The organism is Exiguobacterium sp. UBA7533 (assembly GCF_002479335.1).
Classification (GTDB): Bacteria; Bacillota; Bacilli; order Exiguobacteriales; family Exiguobacteriaceae; genus Exiguobacterium_A.
Window position 1 is genome coordinate 264,158 of sequence record NZ_DLMP01000001.1, and the last position, 21,504, is coordinate 285,661.

Genomic DNA, 21,504 nt, shown 5'->3' on the forward strand with positions numbered 1-21,504 from the left:
CCACTGCCTTTTATCGTATGTTCATTATTCCAATCGAAGATCCTCGGGAAGCGGCGCTTCAAATCGGACACGTTCTCCTGTCGCAGGGTGAAGGAACGTCGCTGACGCGCTATGGAGTGCTTGACGCGGGAGCAATGGTTCACCCTGATACATCGTATCACCAATCAAAGGATGTCCTAAAAAGGCAAGATGGACACGAATTTGATGCGTCCGTCCCGTCTCTAGTCGAATATCCAGTAAGGAAAACTCTCGATCCAAAGCTTGGACCCGTCGACTATTTAAAATATGCGTAATGGCCCGTTGACCATCCGGTCGTACCATTCGTTCCATGAAGGAATGATCGGTTTGACCAATCGGCTGATCAATCGTTTGTACCGGCACATGTCCGGGTGCATAGGCTAAATAATGCCGCTCTAATTCGTTCGATCGTTGCATGAGACTCATCCGGTGGTGAGCAAGTCCGTGTTTAGCGAATAAGACGAGGCCACTCGTGTCTCGATCGAGTCGATTGACGATATGGATCGCATACGGAATTCCTTGTTTTCGATAATAACCAAGAACATAATTCGACAATGAGTGTTCCGGATGCAATCGTGACGGAATCGATGCCATCCCCGGTGGTTTATTGACGACGAGTAACCAATCATCTTCAAACAAAATATCGAGTTCCCCTTCTGTCGCTACCATGTCCGGTGCTGGTGTTTCTTCCGGGAAGAAGACGTGGACACGGTCACCCGCGCACAAGACGTCGTGGACGTTGACATGATGACCGTTCCGCGTGATATCTCCATGATTTTTGATTGATACTAACATTTTTCGTGAGATACCTAGACGGGTCGTACAAAAATGACTGACGCGCCAGCCATCCTCGATATCAGTAACCGTCTGTTGTAGCTGAAATCCATTCATGTTTCCATTTCCTTTACATACTGCGTCAACGTCTTTCGTCTGCCAGGAAAGATTCCCGCACCCGTTGCCAAAACGGGAAAGAACGAAAACGAGCAAATTTCACTTTTTTATCTGATACTCGACACCGGATCGATGTCACATTTTGATGGACAATCGAAGCATAGTGGTCATAGGTCATCTGAAAATCAATCGGATTGACGGGACGAATTTCGACATCATGATGTTTCGGTAACAACATCGGTGAGCCGATCGTCCGGTAAACACGATTATTGATCGAAGCCATTTCTGTAATTTGGATCGCTTCGAGTGCCGGGTGGACAATCGCACCGCCGAGCGCCTTGTTATATGCCGTCGAACCAGAGGGTGTCGATATACATAACCCGTCACCTCGAAACGTCTCAAAATAGTCGCCTCGAATCGATAAATCGCAAACGAGTGTTTGATTGAAACTTTTGATCGTACACTCGTTCAAAGCAAGCAGTTGATTATGTGAGCCATCCGCATAGTCAATTGATAGTTCAAGCAGCGGGTATTCGACCGTCGCTAAATCCTGCTTCGCGATATGATCAATCAACTCATCCATCTCTTCAGGACGCCAATCCGCATAAAAACCAAGGTGCCCTGTATGAATCCCTACAAGGGTAATCGTCTCTACTTGATCGAGATACGAATGGAACGCTTGTAACATTGTCCCGTCTCCCCCGATTGAAACGACGATTTCCGGTTGACTGACATCAAGCACACATCCCCGCTCCGTCAACGCCTGCTCGAGTTGTTGTTTTAGCGCATGAGAACGCTCATCATCACGAGCCGTGATTGCAAAACGCATGGTCATCCCCCTACTCTTTTAATCGTTCCGACGCCTTAGCGTCGCGTTGAAAGACGAGTTGCGCGTCTTGAATTTCTACTTTCAATTGACTCATCTCCGCGTCAAGCAAAAATGCCGCTTCTGCCGCACGCCGCAGGCGCTCCCGTGTTTCTTCCGGAATGTTCCCCTGGTACTTGTAATTTAACGAGTGTTCGATCGTCGCCCAAAAGTTCATCGCAAGCGTACGAATTTGAATCTCGACTAATGTCGGTACTTCACCTTCGATCGTCTGTACTGGATAAGCAATGATGACATGATACGATCGATAACCACTATCCTTCTTTTGAGTGATGTAGTTACGTTCCTCGACGATTTTAAAATCACCGCGCGAACGTAATAGTTCAAGAACATGAATGATATCATCGACGAATTGACACATGATGCGTAATCCGGCAATATCCTGCATATCTTGTTCCAATGATTCACGCGCAATTGCTTTTCGTTCTGCTTTTTGAAGAATGCTTTTTACAGGTTTGACCCGTCCTGTGACAAATTCAATCGGTGAATGCTCTCCCCGTTGCTGAAATTGTTTACGAATCGCTTTTAGCTTTACTTTCAACTCATCGACCGCGATTTGATACGGCGCAAGAAATAAATCCCAATTTTCTTTTGTCATCTGATTTGTCACCACTTTTAATCGAATAGTATTGGTTCAGTGCCTGTTCCTACCTCATTCATGTTATCATATTTTCAGACATTCAACTAGAAAGGCGTGATTCCGATTAGACAAGAATTGGAAATCGAATTCAAGAACTTATTGTCTGAACAAGAATATCTATCGTTATTTACCCATTATGCGTCAACTAAACAACCCATGTGGCAAGCAAATGATTATTTTGATACGCCTGATTTCGAACTTCGAAAAAAAGGTGCTGCCTTACGGATACGTGAAAAAAAACAAGGACTTGTCCTTACTTTAAAACAACCTCATGAAAATGGATTGCTTGAAACACATGTCACACTATCAGCAAGTGAAGCGGAAGATCTATTCAAATACGGTCTGATTCACTCCGAAGAGATGAATCACCAGTTGTCGTCTTTTGACTTGCAAGGTTCGTTGGAACATTTAGGACGTTTAGAAACCGAACGCATCGAGACGGTGCTTCCAGAAGGCTTACTCGTCCTTGATAAAAGTCGCTATCTCGGACATACCGATTATGAGTTAGAATTTGAGGTCAGCAACTTCGAACAAGGGCAAAAGGATTTCGAGCGAATTCTTTCAGAACACGACATTCCACAGCGTGAAACTAAAAATAAAATCGTTCGCTTCATGGAACGTAAAGCGCTTTCTTGATTTTTCGTGTAAGAATGAACAAGCAAAACCTTTGCTCTTTCTTTTTTTTCGTTGCTAAAATAGGGTAACGATAACAACAGGAAGGGGTGAACGGATGGAACACGCACAATGTAACGGATCTTATTGTTCATTGGACGAACCATCGATTCAACAACCGACGAAACCTCTGGAAATCTATCATTTTTTAGATGTGACACAAACGGACGGTTTACGGTTGATACCCGTTCTCAAGAAATTAGAGCTAGAATATGGTCATCTTTTTCGTCTCCGCACGATTGCTACGATTCCTTGTGCTCCTTCACGTTCCGCGTGCGATATGTCACCACTCGTCATCCTAAAAGCAATCGAGCTTCAAGGAAAAACGTTTGGTATGCGGTTCATGCGACGCCTTCGGATGCTTCATAATGTCGAAGGTGAGAGTGCTTACAGCCGTCCATCATTGATGCGGTTAGCCGAAGCATTGACAGAGTATGGTCTGGATTTAGATGAATTCCACCGTGATGTCTCGTCGGACACGATTCAGCAAATGCTCGAGAAAGAGACTGAACTGGTCACGGAATGGGATGTCCGAATTCTTCCGACACTCGCTTTCGTTGGAGATGAGGAAGCCATTAAGGCAGAAGGACCTTATGAGTATTTGGTCTATGTTTCGATCTTAAGTGAACTGCTAGATCATACGATTGAAAAACAATCGAAGCCACCACTTGAACAATTCTTGAGACGGTATGAAACAGCAACTACGGCTGAAATCGCCTTTATTTATGACGCTCCTGAATCCCAGGTTGAACACGAACTAAAAAAACTGGTCTTACAACAGAAATGTGCTTCTCTATCGTACTGTGATGGAAAAGTATGGCGTCATTTAAAAGATTCAGCACATGCTTAATACAAAAAGGACAGTGGAGCAAGCTTCACTGTCCTTTTTTGGTATTCACTCATAGAAAAAGAAGAAGTCCTTCATGACGAGAAGGACTTCTTCTTTTGACCATTGGATGGGGGAAAAAGAGAATCGACTGGGGAATGTGACCCTCTTCACAATATAAGTATACCGTGAGTCTTTTTTCTTTTCCACACTTTGTTCACTTTGTCACAAAGATGTCACTCTGCTAATAACGCTTCGAATTCATCTAGGACACGTTCAAATTGACGAAGTGCTGCTTCAACTGGTGCTTTTGTTGTCATATCAACACCAGCAGCTTTTAGTACTTCGATTGGATAATCGCTTGATCCCGCTTTTAAGAAATTATTGATGTAACGTTCTACAGCCGGTTGTCCTTCTTCTAGGATTTGATCCGTCAAAGCAGCCGCCGCCGAAATGCCTGTTGCATACTGATAGACATAGTAATTGTAATAGAAGTGTGGAATCCGAGCCCACTCCAAACCAATCTCTTCATCTAATACAATCTCTTCTCCGAAGTATTTTTGATTCAAGGCATAATACGTTGACGTCAAGAATTCTGGTGTCAACGATTGTCCAAGACGCGCTGCATCATGAATCGCATGTTCGAACTCAGCGAACATCGTTTGTCGGAACAATGTTCCACGGAATGTTTCAAGTTGATTGTTTAATAGATAAAGTTTTTCTTTACGATCCGTCACTTTCTTCAATAGATAGTCGTTTAACAACGCTTCATTTGTCGTTGAAGCGACTTCAGCGACGAAGATTGAATAATCGCCATATGGATATGGTTGAGATTTCCGCGTGTAGTAGCTATGAACCGAATGTCCGAATTCATGTGCGAGCGTAAAAAGATTATTGATGTTATCTTGCCAGTTCATCAAAATGAATGGTTGTGTATCGTAAGCACCAGAAGAGTATGCTCCACTCCGTTTACCACGCGTTTCCCGGACATCAACCCAGCGCTCAGACAACCCTTCTTCGAGAATATGTTTATATTCTGCTCCAAGCGGCGCGAGCCCTTCGACCATCAATTGTTTCGCTTCTTCATAAGAGACCTTCATCTCGACCTCAGAAACGAGGGGGGTATACATATCGTACATGTGTAACTCATCAAGACCGAGGACCCGTTTACGTAAGGCAACATAGCGATGAAGCAATGGTAAGTGCTCATGTACCGCTTCAACCAACCCATCATAAACGGATTCAGGGATTGCATTACCATGTAAGGCTGCCGCGCGTGCCGAAGGGAACTTCCGAACATCTGCATAGAAGTTGTCTTTCTTAACTGACCCAGCAAGAGTTGAGGCGAGCGTATTCGTGTATTTCGCATACGTTCCGTACATCGCTTTAAATGCGGCTTCACGCACCGAACGATCAGATGATTCAAGGAATGTGATGAAACGACCATGTGTCAATTCTGTCTCTTCCCCGTCTTCCCCCTTAATTTTCGGGAATGTCAAATCTGCATTATTCAGCATACCGAATGTCGTACCGGATTGACCGAGAACTTCTCCCGCCTTCGCTAGAATCGCTTCTTCCGCTTCCGTCAACACATGCTCGCGTTCTTGGTTCAACTCATCAAATGCATGACGGTACATCGCAAGGTCTGCATTCTCATTAAGATACGCTTCTATCGTTGTTTCAGGTACAGCTAACAATTCCGGTGTCATGAAAGCAAGTGTGGCTCCGATTTGTGACGCAAGCGTCCGAGCACGGTCGTTCATGGCTTGATAGAAGCTATCCGCTGTATTTTCGTCATAACGCATGTGCGCGTATGTATAGAGCTTATAAAGACGTCTTGAGACTTCGTCTCGTAACTGTAACCCTTCATAGAGCGTATCCGCACTTTGTCCAAGACGACCCTTATACTCGACGAGTAATGGAAGCATCGCTTTCACCGATTCAAATTCTTCTTCCCACGCTTCGTTTGATGCATAAATCGATTCTAGATTCCAAGTTTCTGAAACGTCAACATCTTGACGTGTTAATACTTCTGCCATTTCCCTCACTCCTTTAATTCAGTTATACCTGTTTTCTTTTCGACAAACAATCGAAGTGCTCCTGCTAAAACAGCCGATTCGCCTCCTCGATCCGCTCTAACCATTCCGTGATAAGTAAATCGATCATCGGTCGTTCAAACGGTATATCCAATCGATGAAGTAAATGAAAGACGGCTTGTTCTAAAGCAGTAGAGGAATAAACCCCTTTTAACCGCAAAAAGACTGCCATTTGAAACTCAAAAGGATGAACGGGATACGATAATAAGTGACTGATCGGAAGAAAGACCGATGACGGCAGATTCAGAAGATGAAACCCTGCCTCATATAATGGAAGTTTAAGCATTCGTGGAGGTAACGAAGGATAAAAAGGACGCTGTCGATAGCGCAAGACGATTCCTTGCCATCGAGCCATTGAAAATTTCCGAGGAAATGACGGAAGTTCCGTCGAAAGGAAGTCGGATAATGAAAGGGATTGAACGGTACAATAGACATAATGTTTCGCAAAAGGGAGCGGATGTCGAAACCGTCGGATTTGATTGTCAACAATCAAGTCCAAATACTCATTTTCTAAGAAGGCTTGACGCATCCATCCTTGTAAACGAAATGTGACACCATGTGACGGATGAAACCCAATCCAACGAACCGTTTGTCCTTGTTTCGCATCAAGTCTTGCTCGTCTAATCCATTCATCTGCCGACATCGGAGAACGCTGAATTTCAATCCCAATCTCTTTTTCCGGAATCCACAGGTCGAAGCGTCGCTGTCCAATCGTCCATTCGGTCTCGACGCGAACGCCTGCATTCATCAACGAATCTGCAATTCGTCGTTTCCAAGATACATGTAAGCTACTTTCTCCTGAACATGCTGAGATATGTGCAAAATGTGGTCGTCGTCCCTGCCTGACGCGCAATGGCTTCAGACAATACGGACAACGTAAGGACATCGCTTTTAATTCATGGACAGAAAACCTATGAATCAGAATGCGTTTACCTGACCCATCAATGGCTTCAAACATCAGCATCGTCCCCTTTTGCTAGAGTAGCGGTGAGAATAAGCGTGAAATTGATTCAACTAAACGGCGGCGTAATGGACGACGATGAAACAAATCAGCATCAACTTGTGTAGACTGGCTAAAATCCTCATAAAAATCACGTGTTAATTGATGTACCGAATTTGTTCCGTATAAAAAAGCATTTACCTCGAAATTCAAATGAAAACTCCGTAAATCCATATTCGCTGTTCCAATCGTTGCGATGGCGTCATCCACGACGATGACTTTCGAATGCATGAATCCTTTGTTATACTCATAGATTTTCACACCAGCCTGGAGTAAATCATCAAAGTAAGAGCGACTCGCATAAAATACGATTTTATGATCCGGAAAGCTTGGCAGAAGAATACGAACATCAATTCCAGACATAGCGGCTGTCTTTAGTGCTGTCATCAAATCTTCATCTGGTATTAAATATGGAGATGCAATGTAAACAGATTCACGCGCTTCTGTGATGAGTCCGAAGTAAAGTGACTTCATTGCCTCATGTGGCTCATCAGGTCCACTGGCAATGATTTGAACGCCTCCCGTTGCTTCATCGACATATTCCAGTGGTTCCATATAAAACGGTGTAAACAGGCGTTCCCCCGTCATATAGTACCAGTCTTGGAGGAAAATCAATTGAAGTTCAGAAACAGCTTCTCCGCGTACAAGAAGATGCGTATCACGCCAAAATCCAAAATGCTGATCGCGACCGATATACTCGTCCCCAACGTTAATTCCACCCGTAAAAGCAACTGTTCCATCAATGACAACGATCTTCCGATGATTTCGGTAGTTAGACTTACTCGAAATGAACGGTAATACGACAGGGAAAAATGCCCGAACTTCAACACCTGCATCCTGCATCTTCTTGAAATAATGCTTATCTGTCGAAAAACACCCGACGGCATCATAAAGAAAACGGACTTCAATTCCTTGCTGTGCCTTTTCAATCAATACTTCCTGTAACTGCAATGCGAGCTCGTCATCCCGTACGATATAGTATTCCAAATGAATATGATGTTGTGCTTGACGAATCTCTTCTAAAAGAATCGGAAATTTCTCCTGACCATTCGTCAAAATTCTTGTATGTGTATTATACGAAATTGGAAGTCGACTGATCGAATCGATAAGTGTGACAACTTTTCCATAATGTCCTTCTTGGAACACTGATTGGTGTACTGCTGTTTTAAACTGGGTACGGTATTTAATATAAGACTCTTCATCAAGCATTGCTTTCAATCGAAACATTCGTTTCCGGCGGTAGTTCTGACCAAACGTAAAATAAACAAACACGCCGACAACAGGTAGTGCCATCATGACAAGTGCCCAGACGAGCGTTCGTTCTGGGTTACGATTTTCAAGCAAAATGATGACGAACACGCTCATGACGACCAAAATGATGACGATGGACAGCCAGCCTACCATATAGACGCTCCAATAGTAGGATAAAAAGGCGATTAAACCGATGGTCAAGATGAGGGTCATGAGAAGTTGTACACGTCGTAGCATGAATCCCCCTCCTTTTATGTATGTTGTAAAAATTGTAGTTAAGAACTCATGACAGAAAGGAAGCGTTTAAATGGGTACGTATATCATTACTGGTGCAACAAGTGGAATCGGAGAAGCAACTGCCCTCCAACTGATTCGAGAAGGTCATACCGTTCTTGCCATTGGTCGTAATCAAGACAAAGGAGCTTCTCTTGAATCTAGCGGAGAAGGACGTTTATATTTCTTCCCTGTCGACTTGACTGATTCCTCTGCCATCGACAGGTTCTTTGAAGAAACACTCGAAGATTTTCCAGAAATCGACGGGATTTTTAATAATGCAGGGACATTTGGAAAACCCGTCGCACCCGAGAGAATCTCCGATCAACAAAAAGAAGTGTTCCAAGTGAATTATCATGCCCCTGAACGAATCATCCAGCTCGCGACGAAACGTTTCTCAAAAGGTGCCTCTATCGTCAATAATAGCGCGATCGTCGGTCACGTCAAGTTTCCCGCCATGCTCTTACCCTATGCATCGTCTAAGAGCGCTTTATTGACACTGACAAAGACATACGCTGCCCGCTTCCATGGCAAGTATCGTTTTAATGCCATTTGTCCGGGACCGGTCGACACATCATTGAGCCACGCATTATATGGCGGGAAAGATAAGTTTGATCTTGCGATGAAGCATCATCTTCGTGGCGAACCTGCACAACCTTCTGAAATCGCAGAAGTCGTTTGTTTCTTACTCTCGAATAAAGCGAGTTACATCAATGGGCAAGCCCTTATCGTAGACGGTGGTTATACCCTCACTTAATGTCAGAATAAAAGGAGGTATCACGATTCGTGATCCTCCTTTTACTCGCACTTTTAGTTCCTTTAATTCGGAAAGTATTTCCGAATAAAGGCAAAGACGTCTGAAGCAATGATTTGTTTTCCATATTCAGCGACAGGATGAATCGTTTGTTCGCTGAAATGAAGATATTCGGCAATTAAACTCATGACATTTTCTTGTGCTTCTACATTCACATCATCTTCGAAATGAACATGTAGTAGATAGAGTCCATCCTTTTGGTAAAGCGCTGTTTCAAGTTCTGCGAAGACAGGAGCATTCGCATATTGACTAAGCGCAATGATATGCTCGAAATCATGAGTTTCGAATAAGACATCCTGGCTTAATTCTGTATCTTTATCTTCTGTCTCAGACATCGCTGATCGTAAAAGTGAATCGAGTTCGTCTTCATCGACTTGCTCACCATCGACTGCATTTTTTGCGATCGTTACAGTGACTTCAAGACCTTTTTCAAAAGCTTGCACTTGTATCCATAGTGGACCTTCGAAGGAGATGGACTCTTTTTCATTCGCTTCGTCCATCATCTGCCAGAATAACTGTTCTCCCCGTTCCCGATTATACCAAATCTCATCTCGGGCAAAACCACGGCGTTCGATGTCAGTATAAGTGATGAAGAACTTGACCGTATTGTCATTGACGCGTTCGATTTTCAATCTGTCCACTCCTTTCTTCTCGTTCCTTATCTAGAATACGAACGAGGACATGACTTGGATTCACACTTTCGAATCCGAAGGATATATTTCTATTCCTTTGTTATCTTTATTTTAACCTTTTTTATCGGTAACAAAAAGCACACTGCTCACGAAGCAGCGTGCTTTTTAAAATTACTCGTTTACAAGACGCTGTGCTTCCAAAAGTTGGAATGTACGCACCTTGCGTGGTAAGAATCGACGGATTTCATCTTCGTTGTATCCTACTTGAAGACGTTTTTCGTCAATCAAAATCGGACGACGCAATAATCCAGGATATTCTTGAATTAAATCGTATAGGTGCTGCAACGATAAGTTTTCAACGGAAACATCGAGTTTCGAGAAGACTTTTGAACGCGTTGAGATAATCTCGTCCGTTCCATCTTCCGTCATTCGAAGAATCTGTTTGATTTCATCGAGCGATAATGGTTCTGAAAAAATATTACGTTCTACGAACGGGATTTCATGTTCTTCAAGCCACGCGCGTGCTTTCCGACAAGAAGTACAACTTGGTGAAGTATAGAGTGTTACCATTGAAAAACATCCTCCCCCTGATTTAACATCATTCAACACCTAAGTGAATACATAGATATCGATGATGGTTCTATTACTTGACAGTTTACATCTAATAAAGCAGAAAACCTAGCTTTTTTATAAAGATGAAAGAACTTTTCGTAAAAAAGCTTGTTAAAGCCACCACGTGGCTTTAACAAGCTGGCGTGTGATCAAATGGCTGAGAAATCGTTTCTTTTGCTTTAGGAAGTTTCATTTCTTTTAGTTTTTTCTCTAAAATATCCCGCAAAAGGCGCTTCTTCAGCTTTTTCTTTTTGTCACGTTCTTTCATATTCCGACACCCCAATCGGTCCGAAACAGAACTAACAACCTACGAAAGCAAAATAATCATCTTCTACATTAGTAATTATACCACGTATATCAAAAATCTATTCCTACTTTAAGCAATTAAATATGTGAGATTGTCGATTAAGGAATGAAAAATAGTTGCAATTTCTTTCAATTTTCTGTAGAGTGTATAGAAATATCAACGCTCAGGAAGGAGTTTTTCATTCATGTCATTAACACTCGTCACTATTCTCGATCATCCGATCGCTCAAAAATATTTATCCCGTTCTGGCTTGAATCATGCGATTTCAGTAGCTGAACGCGCACTGACGCTCGCTACGAAGCGAGGTTTAGATGCGGATACAGCTACGAAAGCTGCACTCCTCCATGACATCGGGCATTACGAATGGTATACCGATGGCACTTGGAACTATGATCTCTATCGTCAAAATGATATTCATGCCATTAAAGGGGCTGAACGCGCTCATAAACTTTTGATTCGCCTTGGTGAAGAACCAGCTCGTGCCAAAGAAATCGCACTTGCCGTTCTCCTGCATACGGATTCGTATCTTCCACCTGGTGCAATCAACCGGACACCACTTCAACAACTTGTGCACGATGCGGATACGCTGGAAGAACAACCAGGCGGACTACATCACTATGAAAAAATCGATTTTGATGAAGCCATGCGCCGTCTTGATGCGATTGATTCTGTCGTTCATCGCTTCGCGCATCTTCCACGAATTGCATCAGAAAATTAAAAGGCATTTCCACGATCAACGTGGAAATGCCTTTTGTTTTAAACAATTATACGAGTTGCGCTTGATATGCTTCCAGTTCTGCATCCGTCATCGAAACAAAATGACCTGGTTCGATTTCACGAAGTGGTGGAATGCTTGAATCTTCATCTGATTTACCAACAGGTCCACTCGTCGGACGATCATAAACGATCCGCTTACGTGTACGCTCGTGCTCTGGATCCGGAAGAGGAATCGCAGACAAGAGCGATTTCGTATAAGCATGGACCGGATTCTCATATAAGCGATCCGCACTACATAGTTCAACGAGGTGACCTTGGTACATAACACCGATACGATCCGAGATATATTTTACCATCGATAAGTCGTGGGCGATGAACAAGTAAGTCAAACTACGGTCACGTTGCAGTTTTTTCATCAAGTTGACGACCTGCGCTTGAATCGATACGTCAAGTGCCGAGATTGGCTCATCCGCGATGATGAAGTCCGGTTCTACAGCAAGCGCACGCGCGATTCCAATCCGTTGACGCTGACCACCCGAGAACTCGTGTGGGTAACGGCTCGCATGTTCTTTCGTCAAACCAACTGTTTCGAGTAAATCGTACACACGGTTATTCCGCTCGTCTTTCGACTTTGCTAGACCATGAATATCAATTCCCTCAGCGATGATATCACCGACTGTCATCCGTGGGTTAAGTGACGCATAAGGGTCTTGGAAAATCATTTGCATCGCACGGTTGAACTTCAGTTTATCTTTACGCGACTTTTTACCATGAACGTTTTCACCTTTGAACATGACTTCGCCGTCTGTCGCCTCATACAATCCGATGATTGAGCGACCAGTCGTTGATTTACCACAACCCGATTCACCTACAAGACCAAGTACTTCGCCCTCATAGATATCGAATGATAAACCATCAACCGCTTTAACGACACGTCCGCGTCCAATGTTGAAGTGTTGCTTCAAGTTTTTTACTTCAAGTAATTTATTACGGTTTTCCATTATTTCAGACCGCCTTTCAGAAGCGATTTCGCGAATACGCTATCTGGGCGGTATTTCAACGCCAGATCCCGAATTGCAAGTGGTGGCTCAACATACGGTGCTTGTGGGTGGAGCAACCATGTCGCCGCTTCGTGAGTATCTGTAATTTTGAAGAAAGGAGGTTCTTTTTCAAAATCAATCTTCATTGCATATTTATTTCGTGGTGCAAACGCGTCACCGACTGGTGGATGAAGTAAGTTAGGTGGTGTTCCTGGAATCGCCGGTAAATCTTGTGAACGGTCATCCGATGGACGTGGCATTGAACCAAGGAGTCCCCAAGTATATGGATGACGTGGCTCGTAGAAAATCTCATCGACTGTACCCTTCTCAATCAATTTACCTGCATACATGACCGCTACACGATCGGCCATGTTCGCTACGACGCCTAAATCGTGCGTGATGAAGATGATCGCTGTACCCGTTTTTTGTTGAATGTCTTTCAACAACTCGAGGATTTGCGCTTGAATCGTAACATCGAGTGCTGTCGTCGGCTCATCGGCAATCAAGACTTTCGGATTACAAGCAAGTGCGATTGCGATGACGATCCGTTGACGCATCCCACCAGACAATTGGTGTGGATATTGTTTCAGACGTGCTTCTGGGTTTGGAATCCCTACAAGCGTCAGTAATTCAAGCGTACGTTTTTTAGCAGCATCACCTGTCAATCCTTGGTGACGTTTTAAACCTTCGGCAATCTGTTTGTAGATCGTCATTGTCGGGTTAAGTGATGTCATTGGATCTTGGAAGATCATTGCGATATCACGACCGCGTACTTTTTGCATTTCTTTATCGGAAAGCTTAACCAAATCGCGACCTTCGAATAAGATCTCACCTTTTGTGATTTCACCTGGCGGATTTGGAATCAGACGCATGATGGCTTTTGAAGTAACCGATTTACCAGAACCGGACTCACCAACGATTGCGAGTGTTTCACCTTTTTTTAAATCGAACGATACTCCGCGGACGGCTTGAACCGTCCCGGCGTACGTATGGAAAGCGACATTCAGGTCGCGGACTGACAAGATTGTTTCCATTTTGGATGAGCTCCTCTCTAATCTAATATTTGTTAGCGACGTAGACGTGGATCGAACGCATCACGTAATCCATCTGCCAACATGTTGAAGCTGATCATGAGGAGTACGAGCACTGTCGATGGAACGACGAGCAAGAAAGGAAACGTCTTAAGTTCTTTGTACCCTTCATTGATCAGTGTACCAAGCGACGGTTGCGGTGGTGCAAGCCCAAGACCGATGAAGCTTAGGAAAGCTTCGAAGAAGATTGCCCCAGGAATCGTGAACATGAGCGAGATGATGATTGTACCCAAGGTATTTGGAATCAAATGTTTGAAGACTAAACGTGCGCTAGAAGCACCAAGTGTACGTGCTGCGAGAACGAATTCTTGGTTCTTTAGTTTCAGGATCTGACCACGAACGAGTCGACTCATCCCGATCCAACCAGTAATCGTCATCGCGAGGATGATCGTCGTGATTCCTGGTTCAAGAATCAAGATGAAGAGGATGATCAGGATTAAGTTCGGTACCCCTGTCAGGATTTCCGCGATCCGTTGCATGATATTATCGACGCGACCGCCGTAATAAGCTGAAATACCACCGTATGTGACACCGACGAGAACGTCAATAAGCGCTGCCATCAAACCGATGAAGAGTGAAATTTTAGTCCCTTCCCAGACACGTGACCAAAGATCACGACCAAGGTGGTCCGTACCAAACCAATAATTTTCTTTTACTTGTTTTTGTTTATAAAAATCGATTGGTGTCTCACCAAGTGTTGCCATACCATCAAAGCCAGCCCACTCTAATCCTGTTACTTTAGGTGGAAGTTTAGCTTGAGTGATTGTTTGGGTATAAGCATCTTTACCAGAGATTGCAGGACCCGCTAATGACATGATGGCAATCACGATGATCAAGACAAGAGAAATGATCGCTGCTTTGTTTTTACGCAAGCGCATCCAAGCATCCTGCCAAAAGTTTAAGCTTTTACCGGCAATTCGTTCACCGGCTTGTTCATTGAACTCAACTTGTTGAAATAACGATGAATCGAACTGTTCCGCTTTTGCATTTGAATTTTGTTCAGCCATTATTTACTACCCCCCAAACGAATCCGTGGATCAACGACACCGTATAGCAAGTCGACGATTAAAATCATGAGAATGAAGATTGCCGAGAAGAACAGCGTCGTACCCATGATAACTGTATAGTCATTTTGTGTGATTGACGATACGAACAACTCACCAAGCCCAGGTACAGCAAAGATTTTTTCGATGACAAATGTACCTGTAATCAATGCAGCAGTCATAGGTCCAAGAATCGTAATAGCAGGAATCAATGCATTCCGAACCATGTGTTTCCAAGTGATTGATTGACCATCTAGGCCTTTTGCTTTAGCTAACGTGACGTAATCCTGACCTGTAACCTCAAGCATTTCCGTCCTTACGAATCGGGCAATCGAGGCGGTGACCCCAAGAGACAACGAAATCGTTGGTAGAATCGTATGCGCCGGACTTTCCCAGAACGCTACTGGCAAAGCGCCCCATTTCACGCCGACATAATACTGAAGGAGTGAGGCGAATACGAAAGATGGTACTGAAATCCCGAGAACCGAGATGAACATTGCTCCGTAGTCGACAACTGTGTTGTGACGAAGTGCAGCAACTACACCAAGTACGAGACCTAAGAGTACACCAAGTACGAGTGCTTGAACTCCAAGTTGAGCCGATGGTCCAATTCGTTCAGAAATTAAATCTGTAACTGGACGGCTGTCATATTTGAACGATACACCAAGGTCTCCTTGGAATAAGTTAACCATGTACGCTGCATAGCGTTGTGGTAGTGGATCATTCAAATTGTACTTATCCCGAAGGATATTCAACTGTTCAGGAGAAAGTTTCTCCTGGTTCTGGAATGGTGAACCTGGTAGCAGATCCATCAGGAAGAAAGTGAACGAAGCGATGAGTAAAAACGTCAGTACGCCGTAAACCAGGCGTTGAGCTAAATAACGGCCCATAAGATGGCACCCCCTATAAAGATTTTCTGTTTTTTTCGAAACATCAATAAAATCAGTATGACCCACAATTGTCGGAACATTCAAGAATTTTGTTATAAAAATTTAAAATTCTTTTTAATTGTGCTTTGATTCGATGTTCGATCAGACGCTTTTTTTAATGTCGTCCAATAGTCAGAATTTTTCGTTTGATTCCATTATACTTTGCTAACAAAGTAATTAGAACCATTTTTTTACGAAAATTTCACATTTCCGCTAAAAATGAGTTTCCGTTCATTCAAAGTAGTATAAAACAGGAGCGCACCCGAACTGACTTAGGGACGCTCCCGTTCTCGATTACTTCACATCAACATATTTGTATTGGAAATCTGCTCCGAACAATTGACGGTTGAAATCTTTGACCGACGGACGGCTCAAGTATGCAGAACCAGATTGATAGATTGGTGCGATGGCCTGATCTTTTTCAATCAATTGTGCCTCAGCTTGTTTGAACAAATCTAGACGCTTCGTCAAATCTGACTCGTCGTTTGCCGCGTTTAACAATTTGTCATACGCTGCTGATTTGTACTTCACGTCGTTTTGGCTGTTCGTTGATTCGAAGATGGAAAGGTTAGACATTGGATCTTGGTAATCCGGACCCCAAAGTGAGTAAGAGATTTGATAATCTCCTTTTGTTTCAAGATCGAGTTTGTTCTTGAACGGCTGTTGTTTGATCGAAACCGTGACGTTCGGAAGATTCTTCTCGATTTGACCTTTCATGTACTCACCGATTTTCTTCGCATCTTCACTATCGAACGAAAGCAATTCAATCGTCGTTTTCTTATCGCCATTTGATTTTTTCCAAAGATCTGCTGCTTCTTTCGCGTCACGATCGAACCAGTTGATGTCGCTCGTGTAGTCTTTGCCTGATGCATCTTTAACGAAATCTTTTGGAATGAAGCTTGTTGTCGGAATCGAACCGTTCGCAAGAAGCGTATCCGTGATTCCTTTTGGATCAATCGCACGAGCGATTGCTTTACGTGCATTTACATCTTTCATCGTTGCATCTTCGTTATTGAATTTCAAGTAAGCGATCGAAGAACGAAGCGCTGTCTTGAATTCAGGTTTCGATTTGTATGCTTCAACTTGCTCCGAAGTCAGACCTGCGTAATCGATTTCGTTTGAATCATACAGGTTTGCGACTGTCGAATTATCCTTAACGACACTGATCGTGACTTCGTCGAGTTTGACGGCATCTTTATCCCAGTAGTTGTCGTTCTTTTTCAGAACACGTTTTGAATCCGTTTTCCAAGTTTCCCAAACGAAAGGACCGTTATAAAGCAATTTATCTGGTTTGAGCGAGAAGTCTTTTTCGTTTTTCTTGTAGAATTCTTCACTGATTGGTGTATACGTACCGAACGATGTCAGTGAGAGGAAATACGGAGCTGGACGCTCGAGTTTTACTTCTAACGTTTTATCATCGATTGCTTTAACACCGAGTTCATCAACAGGCTTTTTACCTTGTGTGACATCAGCGCCGTTTTTTAACGTGTCAAAGATGTATGAGTAACTAGAACCAGTTTTCGGATCAGCAGCACGTTTCCATGCAAATTCGAAATCCTGTGCTTTGACGGGTGTACCGTCTGACCACTTCGAATCACGAAGCGTGAACGTATACGTCAAATTGTCGCTTGAGATATCCGTTTTTTCTGCAAGTGCTGGAATCGCTTTTCCGTCTTTGTCTAAACGATAAAGACCTTCCATCGTGTTTCCGATCATGTTGAAAGCGACGGAATCCGTAGCTTTCGCAGGGTCCACTGTCGTGATGTCCGAAGTGTCCGTCAAACGTAGATTTTTCTTGCCGTCTGTTGAACCTGAATCTTTGTCTCCGCCACCTGTCGAACATCCAGCAAGCACTGCGCTTCCTGCAAGCATGACTGATAAAGCGAGACCGACTGTTTTTTTCTTCATCGGTAAGTCATCTCCTTTTCAATTTCCAAGTTGCCATAATGCCTATGACATCAATAACGTCCCGTCGAAACTGCAATGTATTCCCCAAAATACATTGACCTAGTTTCAAAAACTTAAACGAAGTGATAAATTGATTTTATGTGAGAATAGCATTAACGTCAAGTGAATAGTCACACTATTTGCTATTTTGCATCATTCGTTTGTTACCGATTCGTAACAGCATTAAAAGTTTCGTATACTAAGAATATCTATGTACGTAAAGGGGGATTTTCATGCGATCGACGTATTTCCGACCGGTCATCATTGCGGTCGTTCTTGTTCTGCTTTACACGATTTGGGCGACTATGACGGATTCAACACACAGCATCTTGTATCATCTGTCTGGTGGTTTATTCATAGCAGGATTCTTGTTAGTTGCAGTAGGATTCTTCTCGAATATGTCTGCTAACGGTTTCTTCCGTGGCATGACAGCTGGATTCAAAAAGCAGCGGGAAGCGAAGTTGCGAGAGATTGATGGCGATTATTACGAAGATGAAGACGAGGAGGAAGAAGTGCTTCGTAAAAAGCAACGCCGTGCTTCAGCACGGACGAAACCCTATGTCTCAAGCGGTATCATCTTCATCGTCGTCTCACTGATCATCTCATATTTTTAAACGAAATCAACGTGACGCTCTACCTAAGGTATGGTAAACTCAAGCTAATCAAACAAGAAAACACGACGACAAAGAGTAGTAACTTAGATCCACTCCTCTCAGAGAGTCCATGGTGCTGAAAATGGACAGGTGATGCCTAAGTGAATGGACTTTCGAGTGGCTGATTCGAAAACAAGTAGAGTCAGATGGGTTTGCCCATTACAGCAAATTGAGCGGCTATGTAAATAGCAACTTGGGTGGCAACGCGATGACTCGTCCCTTGATTTTCAAGGGGCGTTTTTTATTTTGATTTTATTATTTGGAGGGATTTCATTATGAAAACGATTTTCTCAGGTATCAAACCAACAGGAACGGTCACACTCGGAAATTACTTAGGTGCCATGAAGCACTTCGTGAACTTACAGGATGGTCATGATGCGTATTATTGCGTCGTCGACCTGCATTCGATCACGGTCGATATCGATCGTGTTGAACTGATGAACAATACACGCGCCCTTGCTGCTCTTTATATCGCAAGTGGTCTGAACCCAGAAAAATCAACGATTTTCGTTCAATCAGAAGTCAAAGCGCACGCGCAACTCGGCTGGATGTTGACATGTCTTTCCGGTATGGGTGAACTAGAACGTATGACGCAATATAAAGATAAATCACAAGGAAAAGAGCGGATTGGTGCAGGGTTGTTCGTCTACCCGACACTCATGGCAGCTGATATCCTTCTCTACGACGCGGAACTCGTTCCGGTCGGTGACGATCAAAAACAACATATTGAGTTAACGCGCGATTTAGCCCAACGATTTAATAGCCGCTATTATGAGACGTTCACATTACCAGAACCGATCATTGCTGAATCAGGTGCCCGGATCATGAGTTTGACGACGCCAGATAAAAAGATGTCGAAATCTGATCAAAATCCGAAAGGCTTCATCTCGATGCTTGACGCACCAGATGTCATTCGTAAAAAAGTAAAGTCAGCTGTCACAGACTCAGAAGGCATCGTAAAATTCGATCGTGAAAACAAACCAGGTGTGTCGAATTTACTTGAGATCTATTCCCTACTCGCTGGTATCTCGATTCCAGCTCTTGAAGCAAAATACGAGGGCTCGAATTATGGAACATTCAAAGCAGATGTCGCAGAAGCGATCATTGCGGAACTCGAACCGATTCAACAGCGCTATTATGATTTGATTGACTCTGAAGAACTCGATCAAATTCTCGACGCTGGACGTGATCGCGCAGAAGCAGTCGCTGCCAAAAAACTCGCGAAGATCGAAAAGGCAATGGGCTTACAACGGAAACGTGCGAAAGTAAAAAGATAATTCGTCCTCTACGCGAAAGACCGGGATGTCCCGGTCTTTTTTATATATCACAGATAAAAAACGGCTTCCGAATCAAATCGGAAACCGTTTTTTATCTTGCTTATTTTCCTTCGATTGAAGCCCATTTGTATGAGAAGTCTGCGCCGAAGTTATGCTCGACGACTCCTTTAACGTATGGTTTAACGAGGAATGCACGTCCACGCTGATAAACAGGTGAGATCGCTGCTGAATCAAGAAGGATTTTCTCAGCTTCTTGTAGTTCAGACCAACGTTTTGTTGCATCTGTTTGTGTTTGTGCATCTTTGATGAGTTTATCGTACTCTTTGTCCGACCATTTACCACGGTTGTATGGTCCGCCCGTGACGAAGAGATCGAGGAACGTCATTGGATCTTGGTAGTCAGGACCCCAGCCAGCGAATGAGAACTGGAAGTCACCTTTGTTTTCAAGATCAAGTTTGTTTTTGAATGGTTGTTGTTTGATCGTAACCTTCATACCTGGAAGGTTTTTCTCAAGTTCCCCTTTCAAGAACTCACCGATTTTCTTAGCATCGTCGCTATCGTAGTTCAAGAGCTCAAGATCAACCGATTTTTGACCGATTTCTTTGAGACCCTCTTCCCAGAGTTTTTTCGCTTCATCGGCATTGTATTCGTTGAATGCCGGATACTTGTCGCGGAAATCTTTTCCGTCAGCATCTTTTGCGAAATCTTTTGGTACGAGGTAGTTCGCTGGAAGTGATCCGTTTGCAAGGATGACATCCGTGATTCCTTTTTTGTTGTAACCCATGTCGATTGCGCGACGGATTTTTTCATTATCAAGCGCTTTCACCTTTGTGTTGAGGTAAAGGTAGAAAATCGTTGATTCACCTTTTGTTTTGAACTCTTTATTGTCTTTGTACTGGGCAACGAACTCAGAAGTTAGACCTGTACGGTCGATGTCGCCTTTTTCATACAAGTTAACGCCTGTCGCAACTTCTTTAACAACCTTAACGTTGATCGTTTTGAGTTTAACGGCATCTTTATCCCAGTAGTTATCGTTTTTAACCATTTTCCAGCCTTGCTCACGTGTCCAATCTGTTAACTTGAATGGTCCGTTGTACAGCGATTTATCTGCAGTCGAACCGAAGTCTTTCCCGATTTTCTTCGAGAGTTCTTCTGATTTCGGCATGAATGGTCCGAATCCAGTGAGTCCGAGGAAGTAATCTGCAGGGGCTTTTAATTTAACTTCAAACGTTTTGTCGTCAACCGCTTTAACGCCGACAGCATCACGATCACCTTTCTTCGTGTTGTACTCTTCTGCACCTTCGATATTGTAGAAGACATATGCATACTGTGAAGCGTTCTCCGGGTTGAGAACTTCTTTCCATGCATATTCAAAGTCTTTTGCCGTGATTGGTGTACCATCAGACCATTTCGCATCACGTAATTTGAACGTGTATGTTAATTTGTCATCTGAAACCGTGTGGCTTTCAGCGATACCTGGTGTCGGCTGCTGCTTGTCATCAAGACGGTAAAGACCTTCCATCGTGTTGTTCAACACGTTGAAAGACACTGCATCTGTTGAAGTCGTCGGGTTGAGTGTCGGGATATCCGAACCTTCGATCAAATTAAGTGTTTGATCGTTTGATTTTTTGCTTGAACCTGTGTCGCCCGATTTGTCGCCTGAATCCGTTGTCGAACAAGCTGCGAGGAACGCACTTGATACGAGTGCTACCGATGTAGCTAAAGCAAAGCTTTTCTTCTTCATGTTACGATGACCCCCCTAGGTTTCTAAAAAAATGATACTGTCAGGTTTTTGACCGAAAAAAAAAGAATTACTATATTCGAATCAAACCCTTCGTTACAAATAGTTTACAATGTTCTGATAATTTTGCAAACCTTTTATCCGATTT

21 protein-coding genes and 1 other annotated feature are annotated in these 21,504 nt (G+C 43.4%); of the genes, 6 read left to right on the forward strand and 15 right to left on the reverse strand.

Annotation, left to right across the window (positions count from 1 at the left end):
• Positions 1–24: 24 nt before the first annotated feature.
• From B2U10_RS01385 to B2U10_RS01395, 3 genes are read right to left on the reverse strand one after another with little or no spacing between them, the layout of a single operon-like run.
• Positions 25–909, reverse strand: a complete 885-nt coding sequence (locus tag B2U10_RS01385; protein ID WP_035406628.1) for an RluA family pseudouridine synthase — start codon at positions 907–909, stop codon at positions 25–27.
• Positions 910–934: 25 nt separating this feature from the next.
• On the reverse strand, positions 935–1,738 hold the full coding sequence (locus B2U10_RS01390) for an NAD kinase (RefSeq protein WP_035406625.1): 804 nt from the start codon (positions 1,736–1,738) through the stop codon (positions 935–937).
• A gap of 10 nt (positions 1,739–1,748) precedes the next feature.
• Positions 1,749–2,393: a GTP pyrophosphokinase gene (locus B2U10_RS01395; RefSeq protein ID WP_035396676.1), complete on the reverse strand. Its 645-nt coding sequence runs from the start codon at positions 2,391–2,393 to the stop codon at positions 1,749–1,751.
• A gap of 96 nt (positions 2,394–2,489) precedes the next feature.
• On the opposite strand from B2U10_RS01395, the gene B2U10_RS01400 reads away from it, so the two are divergent.
• Both B2U10_RS01400 and B2U10_RS01405 read left to right on the forward strand, forming a co-directional pair.
• Complete coding sequence (locus tag B2U10_RS01400; RefSeq protein ID WP_290785213.1) at positions 2,490–3,071, forward strand: CYTH domain-containing protein; 582 nt, start codon at positions 2,490–2,492, stop codon at positions 3,069–3,071.
• 94 nt (positions 3,072–3,165) lie between these two features.
• A complete protein-coding gene (locus B2U10_RS01405; protein ID WP_035406622.1) occupies positions 3,166–3,957 on the forward strand; it encodes a DsbA family protein in 792 nt (263 codons plus the stop codon).
• Between the two features lie 212 nt (positions 3,958–4,169).
• Here B2U10_RS01405 and pepF read toward each other — a convergent pair whose 3' ends face one another.
• From pepF to cls, 3 genes are all read right to left on the reverse strand, one after another.
• Positions 4,170–5,972, reverse strand: coding sequence for an oligoendopeptidase F (pepF, locus tag B2U10_RS01410; protein ID WP_035406619.1), 1,803 nt, complete (start codon positions 5,970–5,972; stop codon positions 4,170–4,172).
• Positions 5,973–6,036: 64 nt separating this feature from the next.
• Positions 6,037–6,987, reverse strand: coding sequence for a competence protein CoiA family protein (locus B2U10_RS01415; protein ID WP_290751698.1), 951 nt, complete (start codon positions 6,985–6,987; stop codon positions 6,037–6,039).
• 18 nt (positions 6,988–7,005) lie between these two features.
• Positions 7,006–8,517, reverse strand: coding sequence for a cardiolipin synthase (cls, locus tag B2U10_RS01420; RefSeq protein ID WP_035406614.1), 1,512 nt, complete (start codon positions 8,515–8,517; stop codon positions 7,006–7,008).
• A 70-nt stretch (positions 8,518–8,587) separates the two neighbouring features.
• Here cls and B2U10_RS01425 point away from each other — a divergent pair, with 70 nt between their 5' ends.
• A complete protein-coding gene (locus B2U10_RS01425) occupies positions 8,588–9,310 on the forward strand; it encodes an SDR family NAD(P)-dependent oxidoreductase (RefSeq protein WP_290751705.1) in 723 nt (240 codons plus the stop codon).
• Positions 9,311–9,372: 62 nt separating this feature from the next.
• Here B2U10_RS01425 and mecA read toward each other — a convergent pair whose 3' ends face one another.
• The 3 genes from mecA to B2U10_RS01440 all read right to left on the reverse strand — a co-directional run bounded on the left by mecA (position 9,373) and on the right by B2U10_RS01440 (position 10,879).
• A complete protein-coding gene (gene mecA / locus B2U10_RS01430) occupies positions 9,373–9,999 on the reverse strand; it encodes an adaptor protein MecA (RefSeq protein ID WP_035406608.1) in 627 nt (208 codons plus the stop codon).
• A 171-nt stretch (positions 10,000–10,170) separates the two neighbouring features.
• A complete protein-coding gene (gene spxA, locus B2U10_RS01435) occupies positions 10,171–10,569 on the reverse strand; it encodes a transcriptional regulator SpxA (RefSeq protein ID WP_012370920.1) in 399 nt (132 codons plus the stop codon).
• Positions 10,570–10,741: 172 nt separating this feature from the next.
• Positions 10,742–10,879: a hypothetical protein gene (locus B2U10_RS01440; protein WP_023468890.1), complete on the reverse strand. Its 138-nt coding sequence runs from the start codon at positions 10,877–10,879 to the stop codon at positions 10,742–10,744.
• A gap of 223 nt (positions 10,880–11,102) precedes the next feature.
• Between B2U10_RS01440 and B2U10_RS01445 the strand changes: the two genes are divergently transcribed.
• Positions 11,103–11,636, forward strand: coding sequence for an HD domain-containing protein (locus B2U10_RS01445; protein WP_035406605.1), 534 nt, complete (start codon positions 11,103–11,105; stop codon positions 11,634–11,636).
• 46 nt (positions 11,637–11,682) lie between these two features.
• Here B2U10_RS01445 and B2U10_RS01450 read toward each other — a convergent pair whose 3' ends face one another.
• From B2U10_RS01450 to B2U10_RS01470, 5 genes are all read right to left on the reverse strand, one after another.
• Positions 11,683–12,636: an ABC transporter ATP-binding protein gene (locus tag B2U10_RS01450; protein ID WP_035406602.1), complete on the reverse strand. Its 954-nt coding sequence runs from the start codon at positions 12,634–12,636 to the stop codon at positions 11,683–11,685.
• Positions 12,636–13,709: an ABC transporter ATP-binding protein gene (locus tag B2U10_RS01455; protein WP_035406599.1), complete on the reverse strand. Its 1,074-nt coding sequence runs from the start codon at positions 13,707–13,709 to the stop codon at positions 12,636–12,638. Before B2U10_RS01455 ends, B2U10_RS01450 begins: the two co-directional genes overlap by 1 nt.
• A gap of 32 nt (positions 13,710–13,741) precedes the next feature.
• A complete protein-coding gene (gene opp3C / locus B2U10_RS01460; protein ID WP_035406596.1) occupies positions 13,742–14,773 on the reverse strand; it encodes an oligopeptide ABC transporter permease in 1,032 nt (343 codons plus the stop codon).
• Entirely contained in the window at positions 14,773–15,699 is a 927-nt protein-coding gene (gene opp3b, locus B2U10_RS01465) for an oligopeptide ABC transporter permease (protein ID WP_035406592.1), read from the reverse strand. The genes opp3C and opp3b overlap by 1 nt, the downstream gene beginning before the upstream one ends.
• Positions 15,700–16,032: 333 nt before the next feature.
• The gene (locus B2U10_RS01470) at positions 16,033–17,646 is read right to left on the reverse strand and encodes a peptide ABC transporter substrate-binding protein (RefSeq protein ID WP_290785216.1); all 1,614 of its coding nucleotides are present in this window, start codon (positions 17,644–17,646) and stop codon (positions 16,033–16,035) included.
• 272 nt (positions 17,647–17,918) lie between these two features.
• On the opposite strand from B2U10_RS01470, the gene B2U10_RS01475 reads away from it, so the two are divergent.
• Entirely contained in the window at positions 17,919–18,299 is a 381-nt protein-coding gene (locus B2U10_RS01475; RefSeq protein WP_290772597.1) for a DUF3899 domain-containing protein, read from the forward strand.
• Between the two features lie 56 nt (positions 18,300–18,355).
• Positions 18,356–18,562: a binding site (T-box leader), on the forward strand.
• Positions 18,563–18,613: 51 nt separating this feature from the next.
• Positions 18,614–19,615: a tryptophan--tRNA ligase gene (trpS, locus tag B2U10_RS01480; RefSeq protein ID WP_290785218.1), complete on the forward strand. Its 1,002-nt coding sequence runs from the start codon at positions 18,614–18,616 to the stop codon at positions 19,613–19,615.
• Between the two features lie 100 nt (positions 19,616–19,715).
• Here the strand turns inward: trpS and B2U10_RS01485 are convergent, their stop codons facing one another.
• Positions 19,716–21,359 carry a peptide ABC transporter substrate-binding protein gene (locus B2U10_RS01485; RefSeq protein WP_035406580.1) on the reverse strand — a complete coding sequence of 548 codons (1,644 nt, stop codon included), beginning with the start codon at positions 21,357–21,359 and terminating at the stop codon, positions 19,716–19,718.
• Positions 21,360–21,504: the final 145 nt, after the last annotated feature.